Raw genomic sequence first — 22834 nt, forward strand, 5'->3', positions numbered from 1 at the left:
ATGAGCCAATCCCTGCTGGTCATCAGCCGCCAGGCGCCCTGGAACGGCCCAGGCGCCCGCGAAGCGCTGGATATCGCCCTGGCCGGCGGCGCCTTCGACCTGCCCATCGGCCTGCTGTTTCTCGACGATGGCGTGTTGCAGCTGGCGGTCGGGCAAGCGCCTCAGGCCGTGCAGCAGAAGGACCTGACCGCCAACCTGCAGGCCCTGCCGATGTTCGGCGTGGAAGCGCTATACGCCTGCGCCCAAAGCCTGGCGCAGCGCGGTCTGAGCGACACCGCGCTGGCCGTCGAGCGCCTGGACAGCGACGGCCTGCGCGCCCTTATCGACCGCTACGACCAGGTGATCACCCTGTGATGAAGACCCTGCACGTACTTTCCAGCTCCCCGTTCAGCGATGACCGCCTGAGCAGTTGCCTGCGCCTGCTGGGCCATGGCGACGGCCTGCTGCTGTGCGGCGACGCCACCTACGCTGCCCAGCCTGGCACCAGCCACGCCGAAGCGCTGGCAGCGCTGCAGGGCGTCGCACTGTACGCCCTGGACGAAGACATCCAGGCCCGCGGGCTCAAGCTTGCGGCAAACTTCCAACAGGTCGACTACCTGGGCTTCGTCGCCCTCGCCTGCCAGTTCAACAAGGTGAACACCTGGTTATGAGCACCCTGATCGTCAACGCGCGCCCCATCGAGCTGGACAAGGATGGCTACCTGCTCGATCTGCAGGATTGGTCCGCCGAGGCTGCTGTGGCCCTGGCCGAGCGCGAAGCCCTTGAGCTGAGCGCCGAACACTGGGAGATCCTCGAGCTGCTGCGCACTTTCTACGCCGAGTTCCAGCTGTCGCCGGCCAACCGCCCGCTGATCAAGTACGTGGCCCTCAAGCTGGGGCCGGACAAGGGCAACAGCCTGCACCTCAACCGCCTGTTCAATGGCGCTCCCGCCAAACTCGCCGCCAAGCTGGCGGGCCTGCCCAAGCCGACCAATTGCCTATGAACCTGATCACCCCCGCAGAACATCCGTTCGCCGCCTTCGTGCGCATTCTCGGCAAGGGCAAGCGCGGCGCGCGCAACCTGACCCGCGAGGAGGCCCGCGAAGCCATGGGCATGATTCTCGACGAGCAGGTCGAGGATGCCCAGCTCGGCGCCTTTCTGATGCTGTTGCGCCACAAGGAAGAAAGCGCCGAGGAAATGGCCGGCTTCACCGAAGCGGTTCGCGCGCGGCTGGCAGCGCCATCTATCACGGTCGATTTCGACTGGCCGACCTACGCCGGCAAGAAGCGCCACCTGCCCTGGTTCCTGCTCGCCGCCAAGGCGCTGGCAAACAGTGGCCTGCGCATCTTCATGCACGGCGGCGGCGCGCATACCGCCGGGCGCCTGTACAGCGAGCAGCTGCTCGGCGAGCTGGATATCCCGCTGTGTCGCAGCTGGGCTGAGGTTTCGCAGAACCTCGATACCGGCAACCTGGCCTTTATGCCCCTGGGCGACTGGATGCCCGCCCTGCAACGCATGATCGACCTGCGCAACGTGCTGGGCCTGCGCTCGCCGATCCATTCCCTGGCGCGCATTCTCAACCCCCTGGCGGCAGGTTGTGGCCTGCAGAGCATCTTCCACCCGGGTTACCAGGCGGTGCACCGCGAGGCCAGCCAGCTGCTTGGTGACCACGCCATCGTGGTCAAGGGTGACGGCGGCGAGATCGAACTCAACCCGGATGCCATCTGCCACCTGTACGGCACCGAACACGGCGCGAACTGGGACGAGGACTGGCCGATGCTGTCCGAGCGTCGCCACGTCAAGCCCGAGCGGCTCGACCCGGCTCAGCTGCAAGCCGTATGGCGCGGCGAAGCCGAGGATGCCTATGGCCAACTGGCGATCATCGCCACCATGGCGCTGGCCCTGCGTGGCCTGGGGCTGCAACGCGACGCGGCCTTCGCCGAGGCGCAAAAGCGTTGGCAAGCCCGTCACCTATCGAGCCAGCCGATTCGTTGAACCCGGTTTTTACGTCTTCTGTCGATAGCTGACTGGGTAGACTCCAGGCATCAGATGACGGAGGAGAACGATATGGGCTTGCTGATCGAAGGCCAATGGCACGACCAATGGTACGACACCGGCGCGGGCGGGCGCTTCAAGCGCGAGAACGCCCAGCGGCGCAATTGGATCACCGCCGACGGCTCGGCCGGGCCCTCCGGCGAAAGCGGCTTCGCCGCCGAAGCCGGGCGCTATCACCTCTACGTATCGCTGGCCTGCCCCTGGGCGCACCGCACCCTGATCCTGCGCACGCTCAAGGGCCTCGAGCCGTTGATCGACGTCTCGGTGGTCAGTTGGCTGATGCGCGAGAACGGCTGGACCTTCGACACCGAGCACGGCTCCAGCGGCGACGCCCTGGACGGCTTCGATTTCCTGCATCAGCGCTATACCAGGGACGACCCGGACTATACCGGCCGGGTCACCGTGCCGCTGCTGTGGGACAAGAGCCAGCAGCGCATCGTCAGCAACGAGTCGGCAGAAATCATCCGCATGTTCAACTCGGCGTTCGACGGCATCACCGGCAACCGCCTGGACTTCTACCCCGAGCCCCTGCGCGGCGAAATCGATGCGCTCAATGCACGCATCTACCCGGCAGTGAACAACGGCGTCTACCGCGCCGGTTTTGCCACCACCCAGGCGGCCTACGAAGAAGCGTTCGATGAGCTGTTCGCGGAGCTGTCGGTGCTGGAAACCCGCCTGGGGCAATCGCGCTACCTGACTGGCGAGTACCTGACCGAAGCGGACTGGCGACTGTTCACCACCCTGGTGCGCTTCGACGCCGTGTACCACGGCCACTTCAAGTGCAACCTGCGGCGCATCGCCGATTACCCGAACCTCAGTAACTGGCTGCGCGAGCTCTACCAGTGGCCGGGCGTGGCGGCGACCGTGGACATGTGGCACATCCAGCACCACTACTACGCCAGCCACCAGACCATCAACCCGACCGGCATCGTGCCCAAGGGCCCGGCGCTGGATTTCGACGCCCCCCACGACCGTGAGCGCCTGCCGGGCAAAGGTGTGTACAGTCAGGCTTAACCACGACCTGTAGCCTGGGTCGAGCAGAGCGGCAACCGGGTTCTTTCTCGCGAATCACTGATGATCCCCGGGTTACGCCTGCGGCTAACCCGGGCTACGGCTCACTGTGACGCCTCGCCTTCCTCGAGCTGCTGCACATCCCAACCGCCGCCCAGGGCGGCGATCAGTTGCACGCTGGCGGTCAGGCGACTGCCCAGCAGCGTCAGGGCGCTGCGCTCGTTGCTCAGGGCGGTGGCCTGCACGTTGACCACGCTGTTGTAGTCCACTGTGCCGGCGCGGTACTGGTTCTCGATCAGGCGCAGCGATTCGCGTGCCGCGTCCAGTGCCTGGGCCTGCACCTCGGCTTCGCGGCCCAGCACACGCTGCTGCACCAGGTAATCCTCGACCTCGCGGAAGCTGTCCAGCACCGCCTGGCGGTACTGCGCCACGGTCTGGTCATAGGCCGCCTCGGCTCGCTCGCTTTCGGCACTGCGCCGGCCGCCATCAAACAGGGTCAGGGCCAGTTGCGGGCCCACCGACCAGAAGCGATTGGGCAGGTTGACCCAGTCGGCGAAGCTGCTGCCGCGATAGCCGCCCGTGGCGGACAGGGTCAGGTCAGGAAACCAGGCGGCCTTGGCCACGCCGATCTCGGCGTTGGCGGCGATCACCCGGCGCTCGGCCGCCGCCACGTCGGGGCGACGCTCAAGCAGCGCTGACGGCACGCTGGCTGGCACTTCCGGCAGCGTCGGCAGGCTTTCACGGCGGGCGATAGTGACCTCGCTCGGCGGCACACCGATCAGCACGGCGATGGCATGTTCGAGTTGGGCACGCTGCCATTGCAGGTCGATGGCCTGGGCTTCGGTGCTGCGCAGCTGGGTCAGCGCCTGGGCGACGTCGGAGCGCGGCACGATACCGGCGCGGTACTGGTTCTCGGTCAGGCGCAGGGAACGCTGATAGGCGGCTACCGTGGCGTCGAGCAAGCGCTGCTGCTCGTCCAGCACGCGCAATTGCAGGTAGCTCTGCACCAGCTCGGACTGCAGGCTCAGGCGCACCGCGGCGAGGTCGGCGGCGCTGGCTTCGAAAGCCGCGCGATTGGATTCCAGGCCACGGCGCAGCTTGCCCCACACATCCAGCTCCCAGCTGGCATTGAGGCTCAGGTCGTAACTCTTGGAGATGCTCGACGAGTTGCCACCGCCAATGGCGATGCCATCGGCGGTGCGCAGGGTACTGTCGCCACCGCCCTGCCCGGCCCGGGTCATGCCGGCGCTGGTCGACAGGGTCGGGAAGAACGCCGCACGGCCGCTGCGTAGCAGCGCACGGGCCTGGCGGTACTGGGCTTCGGAGGCGGCCAGGTTCTGGTTGGAAACGTTGAGGCGGCCGACCAGGGCATTCAGCTCGCCGTCGCCGTACAGTTCCCACCAGGCACCCCGTGCCAGGGCGTCGGCCGGCACGGCGGCCTTCCAGCCATCGGCCTGCTTGAAGGCCGCCGGTGTGCTGATCTCCGGGCGCTGGTAATCGGGGCCGATGGCACAGCCAGCCAGGGCAACGCTGAGCGCCAGCAGACAGAGGGTTCGACGGGAAGCAAAAGTCATAGGGGCGTTTCCAGAGCGGCATCGGTGCGCACGCCACGCCAGCGGTTGACCCGGTGGCGCAGGCGGTCGAGATAGAGGTAGACCACAGGCGTGGTGTAAAGCGTGAGGATCTGGCTGAGTATCAGGCCACCGACGATGGTGATGCCCAGCGGCTGGCGCATTTCCGAGCCTTCGGCGCTGCCGAGCATCAGCGGCAAGGCGCCGAGCAGCGCCGCCAGGGTGGTCATCATGATCGGCCGGAAGCGCAGCAGGCAGGCACGGCGGATCGATTCGGCCGGGCTCAGGTGCTCGTGACGCTCGAGCTGCAGGGCCAGGTCGATCATCAGAATGGCGTTCTTCTTCACCACGCCGATCAGCAGGAACAGCCCCAGCAGCGAGATCAGGCTGAACTCGGTGTTGAGCAGCTGCAGCGCCAGGAGCGCACCGACACCCGCCGAGGGCAGCGTGGAGAGGATGGTCAGTGGGTGCACGTAGCTCTCGTAGAGCACGCCGAGCACGATGTACACCACCACCAGCGACATCAGGATCATCCACGGCTGGTTGTCCTGGGTCTTCTGGAACGCCGCGCCGGTGCCGCCCAGGGTGCCCTGCACCTCGGTGGGCAGCGCGATGCGCGCCACGGCCCGGTCGATGGCGCGGGTCGCCTGATCGAGGCTGACGCCTTCGGCCAGGGAAAAGCCGATGTTCTCCACGGCGAACTGGCCCTGGTGGCTGATGCGGTCATCTTCCAGGCTGTTTTCCCAGTGGGCGATGGCCGACAGCGGCACCCGCGCGCCGTCCGCGGTGATCAGCTGGATCTGCCTCAGGGCTTCGGGGCTCTGGGCGTAGCGCGGGTTGATTTCCATCACCACGCTGTACTGGTTGAGGCTGTCGTAGATGGTGGAGATCTGCCGCTGGCTGAAGGCGTTGTTGAGCACACCGGTCACCAGGCTCATGTCCACGCCCAGACGCTTGGCCTCGTCGCGGTCGACCACCAGGCGGATCTGCGGCGCGCCGCCGTCTTCGGTGGCGTCGATGTCGGTCAGCTCGGGCAACGCGCGCAGCGCTTCGCGCACCTTGGGCAGCCATTCGCGCAGGGCGTCCAGATCACCGGACATCAGCATGTATTCGTTTTCCGAGCTGCGCCCCTGGCGGCCGCCGACCTGCAGGTCCTGGTCGGGCATCAGGAACATCCGCCCACCGGGAATCTTCGGCACCTCCTTGCGCAGACGGTCGATCACTTGCTGGGCCGACAGATCACGTTCGGCGATCGGTTTGAGGCGCACGATGATGATCGCGTTGTTGATGCCACTGCTGCCGCCGATGAAGCCCGCCACGCTTTCCACCGCCGGGTCGGCGAGGATCGCCCGGCGGTAGGCTTCCATCTTCGGCTGCATGACCTGGAACGACAGGCCGTTGTCGCCGCGAATGAAGCCCATCAGCTGGCCGGTGTCCTGCTGGGGCATGAAGGTCTTGGGCACGCTGACGAACAGGAACACGTTGAGGGCGATGGTGGCGAACAGGCTGATCAGCATCAGCAGCGAGTGACGCAGCGCCCAGTCCAGGCTGCGTTCGTAGCCGCGCACGATGCCCGCGCCGATACGCTCCAGCCGCCCCGGCTCGCGGGCTTCCTCTTTGGGCTCGGGCTTGAGCCAGCGGGCGCAGAGCATCGGCGTCAGCGTCAGCGATACCAGCAGGGAAATGACGATGGCCACCGCCAGGGTGATGGAGAATTCGCGGAACAGGCGTTCCACCAGCCCGCCCATGAACAGGATGGACAGGAACACCGCCACCAGCGAGACGTTCATCGACAGCAGCGTGAACCCCACTTCGCGGGCGCCCTTGAAGGCAGCGGCCATCGGCGTCTCGCCCGCCTCGATATGCCGGGAAATGTTCTCCAGCACGACGATGGCATCGTCCACCACCAGCCCGGTGGCGATGATCAGCGCCATCAGCGACAGGTTGTTCAGCGAAAAGCCCAACAGGTACATGGCGGCGAACGAGCCGACCAGCGACACCGGCACCGCCAGGGCGGGAATCAGCGCCGCGCGCCAGCGGCGCAGGAAGGCGAACACCACCAGAATCACCAGCACCACGGCGATCAGCAGTGTGTGTTCGGCCTCCTTGAGGGTGGCGCGGATCACTGGCGAGCGGTCCATGGCCACTTCCAGATTGGCGCTGGCCGGAATCACGCTGCGCAGCTCCGGCAGCAAGGCGCGGATACCGGCCACGGTCTCGATGATGTTCGCCCCGCTCTGCCGGTTCACCACCACCAGCACGGCCTGCTTGTCGTTGTAGAAGCCGCTGTTGTAGCGGTCCTGCACACCGTCGCTGACCTGGGCGACATCGCCCAGGCGGATTGCCGCGCCGTCCTGGTAGCGGATGATCATCGGCACGTAATCGGCGGCCCGCTCCAGCTGGTCGCTAGCCTGCACCTGCCAGTGGCGCTCGGCGTCCTCCACCGCCCCCTTGGGGCGCTTGGCGTTGGCGGCGGCGATGGTCGCACGCACGTCGTCCAGGGCCACGCCATACTGGTCGAGCAGGCGCGGCTCCAGGGCCACGCGCACGGCCGGCAGCGAACTGCCGCCGATCTGCACCTCACCGACGCCGGTGACCTGGGACAGCTTCTGGCCGACGATGGTCGAGGCCACGTCGTACAGCTGGCCCTTGTCGAGCACACTGGAGGTCAGCGACAGCACCATGATCGGCGCCTGGGATGGGTTGATCTTGCGGTACGTGGGCATGCTGCGCATGCCGCTGGGCAGCAGCTCGCGGGAGGCATTGATGGCCGCCTGCACCTCGCGGGCCGCGGCGTTGATGTCACGGTCCAGATCGAACTCGATCATGATCCGCGTGTTGCCCTGGCTGCTGTTGCTGTTCATCTGGCTGACGCCGGCGATGGCGCCCAGGGAACGCTCCAGCGGCGTGGCCACGGTAGCGGCCATCACCTGGGGGCTGGCACCGGGCAGGCTGGCCTGTACGGTGATCACCGGGAAATCCATGTTCGGCAGCGGCGCCACCGGCAGCAGGCCGAAGCTGACGCCGCCGAGCAGCATGATCGCCAGGCTCAGCAGCAGCGTGGCCACCGGGCGGCGGATAAAGGGTGCCGAAAGATTCATGCGCTCGGCACACCCGCCGCACTGCGGCCGCTGAAGCGCCGCGCCAGGCGGTCGAAGTACAGGTAGATCACCGGGGTGGTGAACAGGGTGAGGATCTGGCTGAGCAGCAGCCCGCCGACCATCACCAGGCCCAGGGGCTGGCGCAGCTCGGCGCCGGAGCCTGAGGCGAGCATCAGTGGGATGGCGCCGAACAGCGCCGCCAGAGTGGTCATCAGGATCGGCCGGAAGCGCAGCAGCGCCGCCTGGTAGATCGCGTCATGGGGCGTCATGCCCTGGTGGCGCTCGGCGTCGAGGGCGAAGTCGATCATCATGATGGCGTTCTTCTTGACGATGCCGATCAGCAGGATGATGCCGATGATCGCGATCAGCCCCAGGTCGTTGCCGGTCAGCAACAGCGCCAGCAAGGCGCCGACACCCGCCGACGGCAAGGTCGAGAGGATGGTGATCGGGTGGATGTAACTCTCGTAGAGCACGCCGAGCACGATGTACATGGTCACGACGGCGGCGAGGATCAGCAGCAGGGTCGAGGACAGCGAGGCGCGGAAGGCCTCGGCGGCGCCCTGGAAATTGATCTGCACGCTGACCGGCATGTCGATTTCCTGCTGCACCCGTTCGATCACCGCCACGGCGTCACCCAGGGCCACGCCGGGGCTGAGGTTGAACGACAGCGTGGCCGCCGGGAACTGGCCGATATGGTTGATCAGCAGGCTCGCCGCGCGCTCCTCGACCTGGGCCAGGGACGACAGCGGCACCTGGTCACCGTCGGCGGTGGCCACGTGGATCTGGCGCAGCGCGGCTGGGCCGATGCTGCCGCCATTGGCGCTCTCCAGCACCACGCGGTACTGGCTGGCCTGGGTGTAGATGGTGGAGATCTGCCGCTGGCCGAAGGCGTCGTACAGCGCATCGTCGATATTGGCGACGCTCACCCCCAGGCGCCCGGCCATGTCGCGGTCGATGTTCAGGTACACCTGCAGGCCGCGGCTCTGCAGATCGCTGGTCACGTCGCTGAGTTCGGGCTGCTGACGCAGCGCCTCGACCAGCTTGGCCGACCAGGTTTCCAGCAGGGCCGGGTCCGGCGACTCCAGGCTGAACTGGAACTGGGTACGGCTGACCCGGTCCTCGATGGAGAGGTCCTGCACCGGCTGCATGAACAGTTCGATACCGGCGAGCTTGCCCAGCTCCGGGCGCAACCGCTCGATCACCTGGGCGGCGCTGACGTCACGCTCGGCATGGGGCTTGAGGTTGATCAGCATGCGCCCGCTGTTTAGGGTCGGGTTGTCGCCGTCGACGCCAATGTAGGACGACAGGCTGGCCACCGCCGGATCCCTGAGGATCACGTCGGCCAGGCGCTGCTGGCGCTCGCTCATGGCGCTGAAGGAAATCGACTGCGGCGCCTCGGAAATGCCCTGGATCACCCCGGTGTCCTGCACCGGAAAGAAGCCCTTGGGCACCGCCAGGTACAGCACCACGGTCAGGGCCATGGTACCGATGGCCACCAGCAGGGTCAGTGGCTGATGGCGCAGCACCCAGCGCAGGCCCACCGCATAGCGCTCGATCATGCCGTCGATAAAGGCGCCGGCGCTGCGGTAGAAACGCCCCTGCTCGGCTTCCGGCTCGTGCCTGAGCAGGCGCGCGCACATCATCGGCGTGAGGGTCAGGGAGATCACCAGGGAAATCAGGATGGCCACCGCCAGGGTGATGGCGAACTCGCGGAACAGCCGCCCGACCACATCGGCCATGAACAGCAGCGGGATCAGCACGGCGATCAGCGACAGGGTCAGCGACACCAGGGTGAAGCCGATCTGCCTGGCGCCCTTGAGCGCGGCGTTGAGCGGCGTCTCGCCGTCTTCCAGGTGGCGGGCGATGTTCTCCAGCATGACGATGGCATCGTCGACCACGAAGCCGGTGGCGATGGTCAGTGCCATCAGCGTCAGGTTGTTGACCGTGAAGCCGGCCAGGTACATGACGCCAAAGGTGCCGATCAGCGACAGCGGCACCACCACCGACGGGATCAGGGTGGCCGACACCTTGCGCAGGAACAGGAAGGTCACCATCACCACCAGGGCGATGGCCAGCATCAGCTCGTGCTGCACGTCGCGCACCGCCGCGCGGATGGTCTGGGTGCGGTCGGTGAGCACCGTCACCTCGACGCTGGCCGGCAGGCCCTGGGTCAGGTTGGGCAGCAGGGCCTGGATGCGGTCGACCACGTCGATCACGTTGGCGCCCGGTTGGCGCTGCACGTTGACCAGCACCGCGCTGTTCTGGTTGGCCCAGGCGGCCAGGCGCTGGTTCTCGGCACCGTCGACGATGTCCGCCACGTCGCGCAGGCGCAGGGCCGCGCCATTGGCATAGGTGAGGATCAGGTCGCGGTATTCGTCGGCCGAACGCAGCTGGTCGTTGGCGTCGAGCTGGGCCACCCGCGTCGGGCCGTCGAAATTGCCCTTGGGCTGGTTGACGTTGCTGGCGTTGATCAGCGTGCGCACGTCGGCGAGGTTCAGGCCGTAGGCCGCCAGGGCCTCGGGGTTGACGCGGATGCGCACCGCCGGGCGCTGGCCGCCGGCCAGGGATACCAGGCCGACCCCGGTGGTCTGCGCCAGCTTCTGGGCCAGGCGGGTGTCGACCAGGTCATTAACCTGGGGCAGCGGCAATTCCCTGGAGGTCACCGCCAGGGTCAGCACCGGGGTGTCCGCCGGGTTGACCTTGCTGTACACCGGCGGTGCCGGCAGGTCGTTGGGCAACAGGTTGGTGGCGCCATTGATGGCGGCCTGCACCTCCTGCTCGGCGACATCCAGCTGCACCTCGAGGCTGAAGCGCAAGGTGATCACCGAGGCGCCACCGGAGCTGGTCGACGACATCTGCTGCAGGCCGGCCATCTGCCCGAACTGGCGCTCCAGCGGCGCGGTCACCGCGCTGGTCATCACGTCGGGGCTGGCGCCCGGATAGAGGGTCATCACCCGGATGGTCGGGTAATCCACCTCGGGCAGCGCCGACACCGGCAACAACCGGTAGGCGATCACGCCACTGAGGAAGATCGCCAGCATGATCAGCGTGGTGGCGACCGGTCGCAGGATGAACAGGCGCGAGACGTTCATGAAGCGCTACGCACCCGCGGGGCGGCTTCCCCGGTAGCGGGCGGCTCGCTGGTGCCCTCGCCGATCACTTCCACCTTGTTGCCTTCGCGCAGGCGGTCGGTGCCTTCGACCACGACCCGCTCGTCCGCCGCGACACCCTCCTCGATCACCGTGAACTCGCCATCACTGGGGCCGACCTTGATCTGGCGTACCTGAACCTTGTCTTCGCCATCGATCACGTAGGCGAAGGTGCCGCTGGCGCCGAATTGCACGGCGGCCACCGGCACCACCAGGGCGTCGTTGCGCACCGAGACCTGTAGCCGGGCATTGACGAACTGGTTGGGGAACAGCATCTCGTCGGCATTCTCGAAGCGCGCCTTGAGCTTGACCGTGCCGGTGGCGGTATCGATCTGGTTATCCAGGCTCTCCAGCACACCCTCGGCCAACTGCTGCTTCTCGCTGCGATCCCAGGCCTGCACCACCAGCTTGCGGTCGCTGCGAACCTGCTTCAGCACGGCGGACAGCTCGCCTTCGGGCAGGGTGAACACCACCGAGATCGGCAGCGTCTGGGTGATGACCACGATGGGGTCGGTATCGCCGGAGGCGACCAGGTTGCCCAGGTCGACCTGGCGAATGCCCAGGCGGCCATCGATGGGCGCGCGTACCCTGGTGAAGTCCAGGTTCAGCTTGGCTTCGGCCACGGCAGCCTGGTTGTTCTGCAGCGTGCCGCGGTACTGGTTGACCAGAGCTTCCTGGGTGTCCAGGGTCTGGCGGGCGATGGAGTCTTCCTTGAACAGGCCGCGATACAGCGCCAGGTCCTTTTCGGCGGCGCGCAGCTGGGCCTGGTTTTCGGCCAGGGTGCCCTGGGCCTGCTGCAGGGCGATCTGGTAGGGCCGCGGGTCGATCTGCACCAGCACGTCGCCGGCCTTGACCGGCTGGCCGTCCTTGAACAGCACCTCCGTCAGCTGACCATCGACGCGGGCGCGAACATTGGCGGTGTTGTAGGCGGTGACCGTACCCAGGGCCTTGAGCACGATGGGGAAGTCGCGGGATTCGACCTGGGCGATGCGCACCGGCACGTTGTCGAAACCCCAGCCGGATTCGCCCCGGGGCTCGGCCTTGCTGGGCCAGAACCACCAGATCAGCACGATGACCAACGCCAGCAAGAGCAGACCGATGAACCACTGACGTTTCGAGGATGGGGTGCTGGGCGTTGTGTTTACTTCGGACATGAGCCAGATCGCTTCCTGTGAGGAGCGTGAACGATAAGCACTCCTCGGCATGAAGCAAAGCCTCTTTACCGGCTATTTACCTCCGCAACCGGTTTAAAGCGAAAAAACATCACGACGTACGCAATCCGCATCTCTATTTCGGGCATGCCAGGCCGCTGCGCATGTAGTGCCTGGTAATAATTGGGGCTCAGAACCTGGTCACGATCTTGATGCGCCTGAAGCGGCAACTACATGGCAGAAGCAGCCGTCACTGATCCATTGTGGTAACGGCCGCTTTCGCCACTTAGCTGCCAAAGTCGACGAACCTGGTCTCAAGGATCATGAAGAGCTTATTAGAGAACCACCTGATGTTCAGCCTGCCCCTGAGCCGGTACGTCAGTGGCGAACAGCTTGCCGGCATGGGGTTCGGCGGCGAGCTGGCCATCCTCCAGGCCATCACGCGCCGAGGTGGCGAACAGCGTCGACAGATCGGGCCCGCCGAATGCCGGACACGATATCTGCGAGGCGGGAAACGCCACGGCCTGCAGGAACTGGCCATTGCTGTCGTAACAGGCCACCCGCGAAGCCCCCCACTGCGCGCTCCACAGCCGACCCTGGGTGTCCACCACGGCACCATCGGGATTCAGGTTGGCCACGCGAGCGTCGATGAAGGGTTGCGCCTCGCCGCTCGGCCAGCCGTGCAATTCGTCCAGCGGCTGGCGCCAGATCTGCTGACGGGCCGTGTCGGCGAAATAGGCGAAGCGCCGATCCGGCGAAAAACAGATGGCGTTGGTGATGGTGATGTCGGCGAACAGCCGGCGCACTTCGCCTCGATAATAGCGGTAGATGGCGCCCGCCTTAGGCTGGGCCTCGAGGCCCATGGTGCCGATCCAGAAGCCGCCCCAGGGGTCGGCACGGCCATCATTGGAACGGGTCAGCGGATTGTCCGCCTCCAGGGCGCAGATCGGCTCGCGCGCGCCGCTGCGCAAATCGAAGATCGACAAGGCACTTTCACTGGCCATCAGCAGGCGATCACCGTCGACCCAGCCGGCCGCAGAGGCGCGCTCGTCGAGCGTCCATTCCACGGGCTGACCGTCGTGCTGGCTGAGCAGGCGCCGGCCAAGGATATCGAACCAGAACAGCTGCTCGCGCTGCGGGTGCCAGAACACGCCCTCGCCCAGGGTGCAGGCTCGTGGATCGGCGATACGCGCGGCGGTGCTGCCGTGGGGATTCGCAGCCATGTCTAGATGCCTCCTCGAATGTGCTGGTAGGCGGCCGCCAGGCCGGCCAGGGTGACCTGTTCGGCGCCTAGGGTCCGGGCCGAGATGCTCAGGGTCGCCAGTGCAAGGCGATAGCGCTCTGCCGCTTCGCCATCACCGATTACACAGACCGGCAGGCCCTGCCAGCGTTCAGGCAATCCCGTCAGCTCCTGGCCGATCAGCAATCCCGACAGGCGTGCCCAGGCCGCAGTCGGGGCCAGGCCCTCGAGCAGGCCTTCGGCACGCAGGCCGAACAAGGCGCCCAGCAGCGGGCGCTCGGCGGCGGCGCGCAGGCCCTCTTCGAAGGCCGGCAGATCCAGTGGCCCGTCACCCTGCATGCCATGGCGCAGCACCGACTGGCCGCTGAGCAGCGCGAACAGCTCGCCGGTCATGAACGTCTGGAAGCCCAGCACCTGGCCCTCGCACACCTCGGCCCACTTGCTGTGGGTACCGGGCAGGCAGACCAGACCCTGGTAATCCGGCTGCACAGCCAGCAGGCCGGCGAGTTGGGTTTCTTCACCGCGCAGCACGTCGGCCGGCGCTCGCTGGCAGAGCCCGGGGATGATCGACACGCGCATCCGCGTATCGCTCACTTGTGGCCTGATCACCCGCGTCATGGCCTGGGGTGCACAGGGCACCTCGGCATAGGGCGCTTCACGCCAGCCCTGGCGCGCACCGACCATGCCGCAGGCGACCACCTCGGTGACGCGCCGGGCATCCAGCCAGCCGTCGATCAGTTCGAGCAACGCGCCTTCGAACTGATCCACCGCCAGGCTGCCCATGCCCCGAGCCGAGGCGGCGTGCTGCAACACCTCGCCGCCGGCCGACAGCGCCCAGGCACGCAATTGCGTGGTGCCCCAGTCGACGGCGATCCAGCTGACCTCGCTCATGTGTCGCCCTCTCCGCTCAATGACTGTCCTTGGGAATACCGGCACCGCGGCAACCCTTGAGGAAGTCGAAGTCCGCCCCACTGTCGGCGCCCTCGACGTGGTCGTGGAACAGCTTGATATAGCCACTGGTGGGCGGCTCGACGGTGGGCTGCCACTCGGCCAGGCGCTGGCGCAGCTCTTCATCGGGAATATCCAGGTGGATACGCCGCGCCTCCACGTCGAGCTCGATCATGTCGCCATCGCGCACCACCGCCAGCGGGCCGCCAGCCGCGGCTTCCGGCGTGGTGTGCAGCACCACGGTGCCGTAGGCGGTGCCGGACATGCGCGCATCGGAAATGCGCACCATGTCGGTGATGCCCTTGCGCAGCACCTTCGGCGGCAGGCCCATGTTGCCGACCTCGGCCATACCCGGATAACCGCGTGGGCCACAGTTCTTCAGCACCATTACGCAGTGTTCGTCGATATCCAGACTCTCGTCGTTGATCTTCGCCTTGTAGTCGTCGATGTCCTCGAACACCACGGCGCGACCACGGTGCTGCATCAGGTGCGGGGACGCTGCCGAGGGTTTGAGCACGGCGCCGCGGGGCGCCAGGTTGCCGCGCAGCACGGCGATGCCGCCCTTGGCGGTGAGCGCCTGGTCCACCGGGCGGATGACGTCCTCGTTCCAGTTGCGAACGCCCTTGACCTCCTCCCAGATGGTTTCCCCGGAAACGGTCAGCGCGCCCTTGTGCAGCTTGCCGCCCTCGCCGAGCATGCGAATCACCACCGGCAGGCCACCGGCGTAGAAGAACTCCTCCATCAGGTATTTGCCCGAGGGCATCAGGTTGACGATGGTCGGGATGTCCTGGCCGAGGCGGTCCCAGTCATCCAGGGTCAGGTCGACGCCGACGCGGCCGGCGATGGCCAGCAGGTGGATCACCGCGTTGGTCGAACCGCCGATGCTGCCGTTGACGCGGATGGCGTTCTCGAAGGCCAGACGGGTCATGATGTCGGAGGGTTTCAGATCGTCCTTGACCATCTGCACGATGCGCCGCCCGGTCAGGTGCGCCATCACCCGGCGGCGGCTGTCCACCGCCGGAATCGCCGCGTTGCCGGACAGCGCCATGCCCAGCGCCTCGGCCATGCTGGCCATGGTGCTGGCGGTGCCCATGGTGTTGCACGAGCCGGGCGAGCGGGACATCGACTGCTCGGCCTCGAGAAAGTCCTCGCGGCTCATCTTGCCGGCCTTGATATCTTCGGACATCTGCCACAGCGCGGTGCCCGAGCCGACCCGCTCACCCCGGAACCAGCCGTTGAGCATCGGCCCGCCGGACACCACGATGGCCGGAATGTCGACGCTGGCGGCGCCCATCAGCAGCGCCGGGGTGGTCTTGTCGCAACCGGCCAGCAACACCACGCCGTCCAGCGGGTTGGCGCGCAGCGCCTCCTCGACGTCCATCGCCGCCAGGTTGCGGTACATCATCGCGGTCGGGCGCAGCGAGCTTTCACCGGCCGAGAACACCGGGAACTCCAGCGGCAGCCCGCCGGCTTCGTAGATACCGTGCTTGACCCGTTCGGCCAGATCCCGCAGGTGGGCGTTGCAGGGCGTGAGCTGCGACCAGGTGTTGCAGATGCCGATCACCGGACGGCCGTCGAACAGGTCGGCCGGCAGGCCCTGGTTCTTCATCCAGCTGCGGTGATAGATATGGTCCCGCGAGTTGCCGCCGAACCATTCGGTGGAGCGCAGCTTGCGCGGCCAGACTGCCGGTTTGAAGGTGCTCATACCCAACCCCCATCAACGATGAAATTCTGTGCGGTGCACATCGCCGCCGCATCGGATGCCAGGAACAGCGCCATGTCGGCGATATGCTCGGGCAGCAGTTGGCCGGGCATGCACTGGTTCTGGCGAATCTGTTCCTTGGCCGATTCGTCGACCCACATGGCCAACTGCTTGTCGGTCATCACCCAGCCAGGCACCAGGGTGTTGACGCGAATGCGGTCCTTGCCCAGATCCCGCGCTAGGCCCCGGGTCAGGCCGTGGGTGGCGGCCTTGCTCGCTGCGTACACCGGGTAGCCGGCCGAGGCCATCATCCAGCCCACCGAACCGAAGTTGATGATCGCGCCGCCACCGGCCTGGCGCATCATCGGCACCACCGCCTGGGTGGCGAAGGTGGCGTGGCGCAGGTTGACGGCGATCAGCTCGTCGAAGCGCTCGACGCTGATCGAATCCAGGGCGTGGCGCACATCGTTGGCGGCGTTGTTGAGCAACGCGGTGATCGGCCCGAACCGTTCGGCGACCTTATGGATGGCGGCCTGGTAGGCCTTGATGTCGGTGATGTCGCAGTGCAGGAAAAGCACCTGGTGCCCCGCTTCGCTCAGCTCGCTGGCCAGGGCCTTGCCGTGCTTGTCGTCGATATCGACGAAGGCGGTACGCGCGCCCTGCCTGGCGAACGCCGTGACCAGTGCGCGGCCGATGCCGGTGGCGCCACCGGAAATCAGCACGGTGCGTCCGGCCAGGTCGGCGTATACCGCCTTGCCTGAAGGTTGATTGTGGCTGTTCATGGCCTGTTACCTCGTGTTCATCCCGCGGCGCCCAGCCTCGCCAGGCGCCCGCGGTACTACGGAAAAGATGATGACGGCGACCGAGCGTCGCTCAACGGGACTTGCTCTTATTGACCACGTCGAAGATCACCGCGGCCAGCAGCACCAGGCCCTTGATCACCTGCTGCCATTCGATGCCGATGCCGAGGATCGACATGCCGTTGTTCATCACGCCCATGATCAGGGCGCCGATCACCGCGCCGATGATCTTGCCGACGCCGCCGGACATCGACGCGCCGCCGATGAACACCGCCGCGATCACGTCCAGCTCGAAGGACACCCCGGCCTTGGGCGTGGCGGTGTTGAGCCGCGCGGCGAAGATCAGGCCGGCCAGGGCGGCGAGCATGCCCATGTTGACGAAGGCGAAGAAGGTCAGGCGCTCGGTGTTGATGCCCGACAGCTTGGCCGCCTTGACGTTGCCGCCGATGGCATAGATGCGCCGGCCCAGGGTGGTGCGGTTGGTCAGGAAGGTGTAGGCGCTGATCAGCATGGCCATGATGATCAATACGTTCGGCAGGCCGCGGTAGGTGGCCAGCAGGTAGGCGATGTAGACGATGGCGCCGGCGATCAGCAGGTTCTTGGCGACGAAGAATGGTGCTGGCTCGTCGACGATGCCATAGCGCTTGGCACGGCGACGGGCACGCACCCCCAGGTAGATGATCAGCCCGGCAGCGAACAGGCCCAGCACGATGGCCGTCACATTGGGTTTGCCGACCCCGAAGATGTCCGGGATGAAGCCGTTGCTCATCAGCTGGAAGCTGCTGGAGAAAGGACCGATCGACTGGCCGTCGAGCACCGCCAGGGTCAGGCCGCGGAACACCAGCATGCCGGCCAGGGTGACGATGAACGACGGGATCTGCCAGTAGGCGATCCAGTAGCCCTGGGCCGCACCGATCAGGCAGCCCATCAGCAGGCAGACGGGCACGACCAGCGAAGTCGACCAGCCCCACTGCACCATCATCACCGCCGCCGCAGCGCCGACGAAACCGACCACCGAACCCACCGACAGATCAATGTGCCCGGAAACGATCACCAGCAGCATGCCCAGGGCCATGATGATGATGTAGCTGTTCTGCAGCAGCAGGTTGGTGAGGTTGACCGGGCGCATCAGTGTGCCGTCGGTGAGCACCTCGAACAGCGCCATGATGACCACCAGGGTCAGCAGCATGCCGTAGTCGCGGACGTGGCTCTTCATGTGGCCCAGCAGCGATGGCCGCGCCACCTGCTGGGTTTGGGCGGTTTGGTTGTTGGTTTCCATTGCGTTGTCCTCGCTCACGCCTTGACGATCATCGACATGATCTTTTCCTGGCTCGCTTCTTCACGGGCCAGTTCGCCCAGGAAGGCGCCTTCGTTCATTACGTAGATGCGGTCGCACATACCCAGCAGCTCGGGCATCTCCGACGAAATGATGATCACGCCCTTGCCGTCGGCGGCGAGCTGGTTGATCAGGCTGTAGATCTCGAACTTGGCGCCCACGTCGATGCCGCGGGTGGGCTCGTCGAGAATCAGCACCTCGGGTTTGGCGAATAGCCATTTGCTGAGCACCACCTTCTGCTGGTTGCCGCCGGACAGGTTGAGCACCTTCTGGAACACCCCGGGGGTACGGATATGCAGCGCCTCGCGGTACTGCTCGGCCACGCGGCGCTCCTCGTGCTCGTCGATCACCCCATGGCTGGACACCCCGGGCAGGTTGGCCAGGGTGGTGTTGCACAGGATGCTTTCATCGAGCACCAGGCCCAGGGCCTTGCGGTCTTCGGTGACGTAGGCGATGCCGTTATCGACGGCGCGGCGCACGGTGGACACGTCGATTTCCTTGCCGCGCAGGTGCACGGAGCCGGAAATGTTGCGCCCGTAGCTCTTGCCGAACACGCTCATGGCCAGCTCGGTGCGCCCTGCCCCCATCAGCCCGGCGATGCCGACCACCTCGCCGGCGGCCACGCGCAGATTGACGTTGCGGATCATCTGCCGGGACGCCGACTCGGGGTGCCAGACGTTCCAGTCGCGAATCTCCAGCAGGGTTTCGCCGATCTGCGGCGTGCGCTCGGGGTAACGGTTCTCCATGTCGCGGCCGACCATGCCGCGGATGATGGTTTCTTCGCTGACTTCTTCGCTGTGGCAATCCATGCTGCTCACCGAGGCGCCGTCGCGCAGCACCGTGATGCTGTCGGCGACGCGGCTGACTTCGTTGAGCTTGTGGGAAATCAGGATCGAGGAAATGCCCTGGGCGCGGAATTCCAGCAGCAGGTCGAGCAGCTTCTGGCTGTCGTTCTCCTGCAGCGCCGCGGTGGGTTCGTCGAGAATCAGCAGCTTGACGTGCTTGGCCAGCGCCTTGGCGATTTCCACCAGTTGCTGCTTGCCGACGCCGAGTTTCTCGACCGGCGTGGTGGCTACCCCGTCGAGGCCGACCTTCTTGAGCAGCCCTTCGGTACGCTGATACACCTCGGGCCAGTCGATCACGCCGTTGCTGGCGATCTCGTTGCCGAGAAACAGGTTCTCGGCAATCGACAGCAGCGGCACCAGTGCCAGCTCCTGGTGAATGATGATGATGCCTTCGCGCTCGCTGTCGCGAATGCCGCTGCAGGCCAGCGGTTTGCCTTCGTAGATGATCTCGCCTTCGTAACTGCCGTGGGGGTAAACACCACTGAGCACCTTCATCAGGGTCGATTTGCCCGCGCCGTTCTCGCCGCACAGGGCATGGATCTCGCCGCGCCGCACCTTGAGGTTGACGTTGTTGAGCGCCTTCACGCCCGGGAACGTCTTGGTGATGCCGCGCATTTCCAGAATGATGTCTTGCTGCATGGCTTTATCCGTCCGCAAGGCACGCGCCAACCGCAGCGGGCGCGCCATGCTCAGGTAAACAAGGAGGTGGTGGGCCGGCAGCGCCTGGCTGCCGGCGGGTAGAGGCTTACTGGACCTGGTTCTTCTGGTAGTAACCGCTGTCGATCAACACCTTTTCCCAGTTGCTCTTGTCGACGGTGACAGGTTGCAACAGGTAGGCCGGTACGACTTTCTTGCCGTTGTCGTAGGTCTTGGTGTCGTTGATCTGCGGCTCGGCCCCTTCGAGCAGCGCCTTGACCATACCGACGGTCACTTCGGCGAGCTGGCGGGTGTCCTTGAAGATCGACGAATACTGCTCGCCGGCGAGAATCGATTTCACCGACGGCACTTCCGAATCCTGGCCGGTGACGATCGGCATCGGCATGTCGCCCGAGCCGTAACCGACGCCTTTCAGCGACGACAGCACGCCGATGGAGATGCCGTCATAGGGCGACAGCACGCCGTCGAGGCGTTCCTTGGTGTAGTTGGCGGACAGCAGGTTATCCATACGCGCCTGGGCGGTGGCGCCGTCCCAACGCAGGGTGCCGACCTTGCCCATGCCGGTCTGCCCGGAGAGGATCTTGATCTCGCCCTTGTCGATCAGCGGCTGCAGCATCGACATGGCGCCGTTGTAGAAGAAGTAGGCGTTGTTGTCGTCCGGCGAGCCACCGAACAGCTCGACGTTGTACGGGCCCTTGCCACGCGCCTGCATGCCCTTGACCAGGGATTCGGCCTGCAGCACGCCGACCTTGGTGTTGTCGAAGGTGGCGTAGTAGTCGACGTACTCGCTGTCGCGGATCAGGCGGTCATAGGCGATCACTTTGATGTCCGCCGCATGGGCGTTTTCCAGGGCGTTGGTCAGGGTGGTGCCGTCGATCGCCGCGATGACCAGGACGTTGACGCCCTTGACCATCATGTTTTCGATCTGCGAGACCTGGGTGGGAATGTCGTCTTCGGCGTACTGCAGGTCGGCCTTGTAGCCGGCCTTCTCCAGCTGCTTGACCATGTTGTTGCCGTCGTCGATCCAGCGGGCGGACGACTTGGTCGGCATGGCGATACCCACGAAGCCTTTCTCGGCAGCACCAACGGAAGCGGCGCTGACCAGGGTGGCGCCCATGGCCATGGCGGCCACGAGTTTACGGACTGTGTTCATTCAGCTTCTCCTGGCGACGCCTGGCGCGCTCAGGAACGCGCGACATCGCGATTATTGTTGTTCGGGCAACGAAGAGCTCAAAGCAGCCCTGACGATAGAAGCACGCCCCATATCAAGCAAATTCATATTTCGCGCAACGTCATACCGATTTTGGTATGCGGATGATCGACAGGGCACGGTTCAGGGCGCACACTCGGCGCATAACGACAACAATGAGCACCGTCATGGACATCGGCATTGCCCGCCACCTGAAAATTCCCCAGCTACGGCTGATCGCCGCCATCGCCGAGCACGGCCAGCTCGGCCTTGCGGCGGACGAGCTGACCGTCACCCAGCCTGCCGCCTCGCGCATGCTCGCCGATATCGAACACACCCTGGGCGCACGGCTGTTCGAGCGCCATGCCAAGGGCATGCTGCCGACGCTGATCGGCCGGGCGCTGGCCCGCCGCGCCCATAACATGCTGGTGGAGCTGCGCGACCTGGCCCAGGACGTCGAGGAGCTCAAACGCGGCGAAGGCGGCATGACCACGGTCGGCGCCGTTACGGGGGCAGCGGTGGGTTTCGTGATTCCGGCGATTCGCCAGCTCAAGGCGATCTCGCCGCGCGCCGACGTGCACGTCAACGTGGCCGCCAGTGATGAATTGGTGCATGACCTGGCCAGCGGCAAGAACGATTTCGTACTGGCCCGCCTGCCCCGTGGCGTCAACCCGGCGGACTTCGAGATCTACCCGGCACGCACCGAAACCCTCAAGCTGATCGTGCGCCAGGATCACCCCCTGGCCAACGTCGACCAGGTGACGCTGCGCGACCTGTCGAACTACGAATGGGTGATGCAGAGCCATCGGGCGCCGATCCGCGAGGCCATGGAAACGGCATTTCTCAGCGCCGGCGCACCGCTGCCGACCAACATCACCAATACCACCTCGCTGCTGGCGATGATCGCCATCCTGGTATCGTCCTCGGCCATCGCGCCGCTGGCCAGCGAAGTGCCGGACCTGCTGCTCGGCGATCAGGTCGGCGCCAAGCTCAAGGTGCTGCCGCTGAACATGACCATCGAGATGTCGCCCTACTACCTGCTGCTGGTCAACGGCCGCGAGCTGTCGCCGGTGGCCAACCGCCTGCGTCGGCTGGTCACTGCTGCGCTGAACAAGGCACATTGAGTCGCGCCTCGACCTGCGCTTATTGCCGCTGCAGATCCGCCTGCCCGAACAGCTCGACCAGCCAATCGACGAACACCCGCACCCGCCGTGACAGCTGGCGATGCGGCGGATACAGCGCCGCCAGCGCAATCGGTGCTGGCGGATGCTCTGGCAGCAACTCGCGCAGCGTGCCGGCACGCAATTGCTCGCGCACGTGATACAGCGGCGCCTGGATGATGCCCATGCCAGCCTCGCAGGCAGCCACGTAGCCTTCCGAGCTGCTGATGGCGATATAGCCTGGCATCTCCAGCTCGTGCCGCTCGCCTGCTACGGCAAAGTCGAAGGGAAAGCGTCGGCCGCTAAGCGGCGACACATAGTTGACCGCCTGATGCTTGCTGAGCAGCTCATCCAGATTTCGTGGCAAACCATGCCGCTCGATATAGGCGCTACTTGCACAGGTGACCTGCGGCAACCGCGCCAGCGGCCGGGCGACCAGACTGACGTCATGCACATCACCGGCGCGCACTACGCAGTCGACACCCTCGCGGATCAGATCGACCGGCCTGTCGCTGGCGCCAATCTCAAGATCAATGCGTGGGTAACGAGCGAAAAACGTAGGCAATGCGGGAATCACCACGCGGTGGCTGAGCGAGGCCGGCAGGTCGACGCGCAAACGACCTTGCGGGTTGGCGCGGGCATCGGAGAACAGCGACTCCGCGTCGTCGATATCCGCCAGCACGGCCAAACAGCGCTCGTAATAGGCGCTGCCATCGAGCGTCGGGCTGACATGCCGGGTGGTGCGCTGCAGCAGCTGCGCGCCCAGATGGCGCTCAAGCTGCTTGATCAGTTGCGTCACCGACGCCCTTGGCAAGCCCAGGCTGTCGGCAGCCTTGCCGAAGCCACCGAGCTCGACGATGCGCGTGAAAACCTGCATGGCAAGCAAGCGATCCATAACGGGATTATTTTCCAAAGTTAAATAGTGCATGCACTTTTAGCC

18 protein-coding genes are annotated in these 22834 nt (G+C 65.8%); 6 read left to right on the plus strand and 12 right to left on the minus strand.

The window, feature by feature from the left end:
- The 5 genes from tusC to K8U54_RS24705 all read left to right on the plus strand — a co-directional run bounded on the left by tusC (position 1) and on the right by K8U54_RS24705 (position 3048).
- Positions 1–354, plus strand: a complete 354-nt coding sequence (tusC, locus tag K8U54_RS24685) for a sulfurtransferase complex subunit TusC (RefSeq protein ID WP_249908250.1) — start codon at positions 1–3, stop codon at positions 352–354.
- Positions 354–650 carry a sulfurtransferase complex subunit TusB gene (gene tusB, locus K8U54_RS24690; RefSeq protein ID WP_249908251.1) on the plus strand — a complete coding sequence of 99 codons (297 nt, stop codon included), beginning with the start codon at positions 354–356 and terminating at the stop codon, positions 648–650. The genes tusC and tusB overlap by 1 nt, the downstream gene beginning before the upstream one ends.
- Positions 647–982, plus strand: a complete 336-nt coding sequence (locus tag K8U54_RS24695) for a TusE/DsrC/DsvC family sulfur relay protein (protein WP_249908252.1) — start codon at positions 647–649, stop codon at positions 980–982. The genes tusB and K8U54_RS24695 overlap by 4 nt, the downstream gene beginning before the upstream one ends.
- The gene (locus K8U54_RS24700; RefSeq protein ID WP_249908253.1) at positions 979–1974 is read left to right on the plus strand and encodes a glycosyl transferase family protein; all 996 of its coding nucleotides are present in this window, start codon (positions 979–981) and stop codon (positions 1972–1974) included. The genes K8U54_RS24695 and K8U54_RS24700 overlap by 4 nt, the downstream gene beginning before the upstream one ends.
- A 72-nt stretch (positions 1975–2046) precedes the next feature.
- Positions 2047–3048 carry a glutathione S-transferase family protein gene (locus K8U54_RS24705; protein WP_249908254.1) on the plus strand — a complete coding sequence of 334 codons (1002 nt, stop codon included), beginning with the start codon at positions 2047–2049 and terminating at the stop codon, positions 3046–3048.
- Between the two features lie 101 nt (positions 3049–3149).
- On the opposite strand, the gene K8U54_RS24710 is transcribed toward K8U54_RS24705, so the two are convergent.
- The 11 genes from K8U54_RS24710 to chvE all read right to left on the minus strand — a co-directional run bounded on the left by K8U54_RS24710 (position 3150) and on the right by chvE (position 20698).
- Positions 3150–4619 carry an efflux transporter outer membrane subunit gene (locus tag K8U54_RS24710; RefSeq protein ID WP_249908255.1) on the minus strand — a complete coding sequence of 490 codons (1470 nt, stop codon included), beginning with the start codon at positions 4617–4619 and terminating at the stop codon, positions 3150–3152.
- Positions 4616–7717, minus strand: a complete 3102-nt coding sequence (locus tag K8U54_RS24715; protein ID WP_249908256.1) for an efflux RND transporter permease subunit — start codon at positions 7715–7717, stop codon at positions 4616–4618. The genes K8U54_RS24710 and K8U54_RS24715 overlap by 4 nt, the downstream gene beginning before the upstream one ends.
- Positions 7714–10809 carry an MdtB/MuxB family multidrug efflux RND transporter permease subunit gene (locus K8U54_RS24720; RefSeq protein ID WP_249908257.1) on the minus strand — a complete coding sequence of 1032 codons (3096 nt, stop codon included), beginning with the start codon at positions 10807–10809 and terminating at the stop codon, positions 7714–7716. Before K8U54_RS24720 ends, K8U54_RS24715 begins: the two co-directional genes overlap by 4 nt.
- Positions 10806–12020, minus strand: coding sequence for an MdtA/MuxA family multidrug efflux RND transporter periplasmic adaptor subunit (locus tag K8U54_RS24725; protein WP_249908258.1), 1215 nt, complete (start codon positions 12018–12020; stop codon positions 10806–10808). Before K8U54_RS24725 ends, K8U54_RS24720 begins: the two co-directional genes overlap by 4 nt.
- 332 nt (positions 12021–12352) lie before the next feature.
- Positions 12353–13240, minus strand: a complete 888-nt coding sequence (locus tag K8U54_RS24730) for an SMP-30/gluconolactonase/LRE family protein (RefSeq protein ID WP_249908259.1) — start codon at positions 13238–13240, stop codon at positions 12353–12355.
- 2 nt (positions 13241–13242) lie between these two features.
- A complete protein-coding gene (locus K8U54_RS24735; RefSeq protein WP_249908260.1) occupies positions 13243–14148 on the minus strand; it encodes a 2-dehydro-3-deoxygalactonokinase in 906 nt (301 codons plus the stop codon).
- A 16-nt stretch (positions 14149–14164) separates the two neighbouring features.
- The gene (gene araD, locus K8U54_RS24740) at positions 14165–15910 is read right to left on the minus strand and encodes an L-arabinonate dehydratase (RefSeq protein ID WP_249908261.1); all 1746 of its coding nucleotides are present in this window, start codon (positions 15908–15910) and stop codon (positions 14165–14167) included.
- Entirely contained in the window at positions 15907–16689 is a 783-nt protein-coding gene (locus tag K8U54_RS24745; protein ID WP_249908262.1) for an SDR family NAD(P)-dependent oxidoreductase, read from the minus strand. Before K8U54_RS24745 ends, araD begins: the two co-directional genes overlap by 4 nt.
- Before the next feature lie 91 nt (positions 16690–16780).
- Complete coding sequence (gene mmsB / locus K8U54_RS24750; RefSeq protein WP_249908263.1) at positions 16781–17986, minus strand: multiple monosaccharide ABC transporter permease; 1206 nt, start codon at positions 17984–17986, stop codon at positions 16781–16783.
- A 14-nt stretch (positions 17987–18000) separates the two neighbouring features.
- Positions 18001–19527, minus strand: coding sequence for a multiple monosaccharide ABC transporter ATP-binding protein (gene mmsA / locus K8U54_RS24755; protein ID WP_249908264.1), 1527 nt, complete (start codon positions 19525–19527; stop codon positions 18001–18003).
- 106 nt (positions 19528–19633) lie between these two features.
- Positions 19634–20698: a multiple monosaccharide ABC transporter substrate-binding protein gene (chvE, locus tag K8U54_RS24760; RefSeq protein ID WP_249908265.1), complete on the minus strand. Its 1065-nt coding sequence runs from the start codon at positions 20696–20698 to the stop codon at positions 19634–19636.
- A 224-nt stretch (positions 20699–20922) separates the two neighbouring features.
- On the opposite strand from chvE, the gene K8U54_RS24765 reads away from it, so the two are divergent.
- Positions 20923–21858, plus strand: a complete 936-nt coding sequence (locus tag K8U54_RS24765; protein ID WP_249908266.1) for a LysR family transcriptional regulator — start codon at positions 20923–20925, stop codon at positions 21856–21858.
- A 19-nt stretch (positions 21859–21877) separates the two neighbouring features.
- Here the strand turns inward: K8U54_RS24765 and K8U54_RS24770 are convergent, their stop codons facing one another.
- On the minus strand, positions 21878–22789 hold the full coding sequence (locus K8U54_RS24770; RefSeq protein WP_249908267.1) for a LysR family transcriptional regulator: 912 nt from the start codon (positions 22787–22789) through the stop codon (positions 21878–21880).
- Between the last annotated feature and the right edge of the window lie 45 nt (positions 22790–22834).

Origin of the sequence: Pseudomonas fulva (genome assembly GCF_023517795.1) — a bacterium.
In the GTDB taxonomy this organism is placed as follows: Bacteria; Pseudomonadota; Gammaproteobacteria; order Pseudomonadales; family Pseudomonadaceae; genus Aquipseudomonas; species Aquipseudomonas fulva_D.

Bases quoted from the DNA above. Each gene is read 5' to 3' on its own strand.
- K8U54_RS24700 (WP_249908253.1), top strand. From the start codon at position 979: ATGAACCTGATCACCCCCGCAGAACATCCGTTCGCCGCCTTCGTGCGC.
- K8U54_RS24735 (WP_249908260.1), bottom strand. From the start codon at position 14,148: ATGAGCGAGGTCAGCTGGATCGCCGTCGACTGGGGCACCACGCAATTG.
- K8U54_RS24715 (WP_249908256.1), bottom strand. From the start codon at position 7,717: ATGAATCTTTCGGCACCCTTTATCCGCCGCCCGGTGGCCACGCTGCTG.
- K8U54_RS24745 (WP_249908262.1), bottom strand. From the start codon at position 16,689: ATGAACAGCCACAATCAACCTTCAGGCAAGGCGGTATACGCCGACCTG.
- mmsA (WP_249908264.1), bottom strand. From the start codon at position 19,527: ATGCAGCAAGACATCATTCTGGAAATGCGCGGCATCACCAAGACGTTC.
- K8U54_RS24770 (WP_249908267.1), bottom strand. From the start codon at position 22,789: ATGGATCGCTTGCTTGCCATGCAGGTTTTCACGCGCATCGTCGAGCTC.
- K8U54_RS24720 (WP_249908257.1), bottom strand. From the start codon at position 10,809: ATGAACGTCTCGCGCCTGTTCATCCTGCGACCGGTCGCCACCACGCTG.
- K8U54_RS24710 (WP_249908255.1), bottom strand. From the start codon at position 4,619: ATGACTTTTGCTTCCCGTCGAACCCTCTGTCTGCTGGCGCTCAGCGTT.
- tusC (WP_249908250.1), top strand. From the start codon at position 1: ATGAGCCAATCCCTGCTGGTCATCAGCCGCCAGGCGCCCTGGAACGGC.
- K8U54_RS24730 (WP_249908259.1), bottom strand. From the start codon at position 13,240: ATGGCTGCGAATCCCCACGGCAGCACCGCCGCGCGTATCGCCGATCCA.
- K8U54_RS24765 (WP_249908266.1), top strand. From the start codon at position 20,923: ATGGACATCGGCATTGCCCGCCACCTGAAAATTCCCCAGCTACGGCTG.
- mmsB (WP_249908263.1), bottom strand. From the start codon at position 17,986: ATGGAAACCAACAACCAAACCGCCCAAACCCAGCAGGTGGCGCGGCCA.
- araD (WP_249908261.1), bottom strand. From the start codon at position 15,910: ATGAGCACCTTCAAACCGGCAGTCTGGCCGCGCAAGCTGCGCTCCACC.
- K8U54_RS24705 (WP_249908254.1), top strand. From the start codon at position 2,047: ATGGGCTTGCTGATCGAAGGCCAATGGCACGACCAATGGTACGACACC.
- K8U54_RS24695 (WP_249908252.1), top strand. From the start codon at position 647: ATGAGCACCCTGATCGTCAACGCGCGCCCCATCGAGCTGGACAAGGAT.
- K8U54_RS24725 (WP_249908258.1), bottom strand. From the start codon at position 12,020: ATGTCCGAAGTAAACACAACGCCCAGCACCCCATCCTCGAAACGTCAG.
- tusB (WP_249908251.1), top strand. From the start codon at position 354: ATGAAGACCCTGCACGTACTTTCCAGCTCCCCGTTCAGCGATGACCGC.
- chvE (WP_249908265.1), bottom strand. From the start codon at position 20,698: ATGAACACAGTCCGTAAACTCGTGGCCGCCATGGCCATGGGCGCCACC.